The organism is Dietzia sp. DQ12-76 (genome assembly GCF_014145045.1).
GTDB lineage: Bacteria > Actinomycetota > Actinomycetes > Mycobacteriales > Mycobacteriaceae > Dietzia.
The window spans coordinates 1-3,034 of the sequence record NZ_JAALDV010000399.1; the positions used below are offsets into that span (position 1 = coordinate 1).

Below are 3,034 nucleotides of genomic sequence, written 5' to 3' on the forward strand. Positions count from 1 at the left end.
GCAGCGGCCGAACTGCACCCGCAGTACGCGCCCGAAGTGAACCTGGTGGGTACCGCGGCCGGCTCCCCGCCGGCCGACCTCCTGGCCACGCTCGAGTGGTCCGACGGGTCGGCGATCGCCGGGGTGATCGGCTATGCGCTCAACGGCCTGGTCGACGCCTATCCGGAGATGGGCGGGCTGCTCGACGCCTATCTCAACGACGAGGGCCGGGCGATGCTCGCCGCCACCTCGCACCAGTGCATCGGCGAGACCGCCATCCAGTTCTTCCAGCAACGCACCAACCGCTACACGACGTCCGGCCAGTCGGCCGGTGAGATCGCCAGGCAGGATCCGGCCATCATGAGCTACCTGGAGCGCGAGCGCATCGGTCGCCTGACGCCCAGCACTCCGGTGCGGATCCTGTCCCCGATGAACGACGACATCGTGCCCGGCCACCAGTCGCAGCAGCTCGGCCGGGACTGGTGTGCGCAGGGGGCCGCGGTCGAGATGGTCATCGACCACGCCCCGCCGGTGGCCACGGGATTCGCCCTCAACCACGCGGTACCGATGCTCTCCGGCCTCGGCGACACGGTGCAGTACCTGGCCGACCGGCTCGACGGCGTGCCGCCGCCGGTCAACTGCGGGACGTACTGAGCTGTCGAGCCGACGCCCCAGCCGCCTCATCCGGGTCCCGCAAGTAGGTTGCGCAAGCGGCTTGTAGAATCACGCGGGTGACCGACCAGCCCCACGCCCCGGCCAGCCCAGTCCCCGGCAGCCCCGCGCCCACCGACCCGACCGCACTGGCCACAGACCTGCGTGAGGCCCTCCGGCCGCTGTGGCGACGGTTCGCCGAGCACCGGACGCTGTCGATGGGGAAGGTCGGGATCCTCGCCCGACTCGACCGCCTCGGCGCCCTCACCGCCACCGACCTCGCCGCACACGAACGGATCAGCCACCAGGCGGTGGCGGGTGCGGTGCGCGAACTCGAGGCGATGGGGCTGGTCTCCCGGAATCCCGACCCCTCCGACGGACGTCGGGTCCTGGTAAGCCTCACCGGGTCCGGCCGCACCCGTCTGGTCGCCGAGCGCTCGGCCGGGCAGGAATGGCTGATCCGCGCCGTCACAGACGAGCTCAGCGAATCCGATCGCGCCACCCTCGCGGCGGCAGTTCCGCTGCTCGTCAGGCTGGACACCGAGGGCCCCGGGTGACCACGACAGGCCGCGCACCCGCGCCCCGCTGGTTCTTGCAGGCCCTCGTCTACGCCGGGCTCACCAGCTCGATCGTCAGCTCCCTGGGCATGCTGCTCGTCCCGTCGGTCGCAGGCGAGTTCGACATCACCGTCAGCGCCGCGCAATGGATGCTCACCGTCAACCTGCTGGTGGGCGCCGTCGCCACCCCGATCATGGGCCGCTTGGCGGACGGCCCTCACACCCGGCGGTTGCTCCTGGCGTCGCTGGCGGTGATCTTCACGGGGTCGGTCATCGCCACCGTCGCCACGAACTTCACCGTGTTCCTCCTGGGCCGAGCGCTGCAGGGCCTGCTCTACGGGACGGTCCCGGTCACCATCGCGCTGGCCCGCCGGCACCTGAGCTACTCGCGATCCCAACCGGCCATCTCGACGCTGTCGGTCACGGTCTCCGTGGGGATGGGACTGGGATACCCGCTCACCGGCCTGCTCGCCGCGGGCTTCGGCCACCGGTCCGCGTTCGCCTTCGCCGCCGTGTTCGTCGCCACCGCGGCAGCCGGGGTGTGGCGGTTCGTGCCCGCCGGACCCGATCCACTCGCGCCCCGGACCCCGCTCGACCTGCCCGGAGCGATCCTGTTGGGCGTCGGCCTGACCACCCTGCTGCTGTGGATCTCCGAGGCCCAGAGCTGGGGATGGGTCTCGCCGCGCGCCGCGGGGACGCTCGCGGTGTCGGTGGCCGCCCTCACGGGGTGGGCCGTGCACAGTGTGCGGACGCGGCACCCGCTCATCAACCTGCGCGTGGTGCGCCGTCCCGAGGTCCTGCTGGCCAACGCCACCGCGATCGGGCTGGGCACCGCTCTGTACATCGGCTTGTCGATCGCGAGCCTGGTGGCCCAGGCTCCGAGCGGAACCGGTTTCGGTCTCGCCGTCCCGCTCATGTGGGCGGGTTTCCTGATGGCACCGCTGTCCGTGGGCAGCCTCCTGGCCAACCGGGCGGTCCGCGCGCTCTCCCGTCGGGTCGACATCGCGGCCTTCCTCCCCGTGGGAGCCACTGTGATGACCGCGGCCTCTGTGCTGCTGTGGGCTGCGCACGGGGACTTCCCCACGCTCGCCGTCGGGATGTTCCTCTTCGGCGCGGGGATCGGTTCCGGGTACGCCGCCATGCCCGCGTTGATCGCCCGGAGTGTCGCCGTGGACCAGCTCGGTAGCGCCGTGAGCTTCAACCAGGTCCTACGCACGGTCGGCGGCGCAGTGGGCGCCGCACTGTCCGCCGCCGCGCTCGCCGCGCACCCGTCGGACTCGACCTTCCCCACCGACGAGGGCATCACCATAGCGTTCGGCGTGGGCGTGCTGTGTTGCGGCGCGGTGATGGTGGCGTTGACGTGGCACGCGGTCGTGTCGCGACGGCGAGGTGGTCCATCCCACCGCACTCGGCGGTGACCGGAGATAGCGTCACCTGCATGCGCGCATTGACCTGGGTCCCTGTCGCCGCGGTGACGCTCGTCCACCTGATCGCGCTGGCGCTCGGGGCCGGGGCGGCCGCCGCCTGGTCCCAGGTGCTGCTCATGCCCGCGTTGGCGGTGGTGCTGCTCGGACTCCCGTCCGACGACCGCGGCCCCGCCTGGCCCTGGGCCCTGGGCGCGCTGGCCGCCAGCTGGGTCGGGGACTCGTTGCCGAGAGTCCTTCCCGCAGACGCCCGGTTCCTGGCGATGGTCGGCGGGTTCGCCGTGGCGCAGGGGCTGTGGATCGTCGCGTTCACCCGTGTGGACCGGGGCCGCTCGCCGTTCGCATGGACGCTGCTGCTCATCGTGGTCGCCGTCGCGCTGCTGATGGTGACCGTTCCCGAGGCCGGCCTCCTCGCCCCGGCCA

4 protein-coding genes are annotated in these 3,034 nt (G+C 72.1%); all 4 read left to right on the top strand.

Features of this window, described 5'->3' with window-relative positions; genetic code table 11:
* On the top strand, window positions 1–633 hold a 633-nt coding region (locus G6019_RS13310; protein ID WP_241726048.1), incomplete at its 5' end, for a lipase family protein.
* Window positions 634–710: 77 nt separating this feature from the next.
* Window positions 711–1,187, top strand: a complete 477-nt coding sequence (locus G6019_RS13315) for a MarR family winged helix-turn-helix transcriptional regulator (protein ID WP_231750397.1) — start codon at window positions 711–713, stop codon at window positions 1,185–1,187.
* Complete coding sequence (locus tag G6019_RS13320) at window positions 1,184–2,605, top strand: MFS transporter (protein ID WP_182627783.1); 1,422 nt, start codon at window positions 1,184–1,186, stop codon at window positions 2,603–2,605. Before G6019_RS13315 ends, G6019_RS13320 begins: the two co-directional genes overlap by 4 nt.
* Before the next feature lie 20 nt (window positions 2,606–2,625).
* Window positions 2,626–3,034: lysoplasmalogenase family protein (locus G6019_RS13325; protein ID WP_241726049.1), on the top strand; the 409-nt coding region annotated here is incomplete at its 3' end.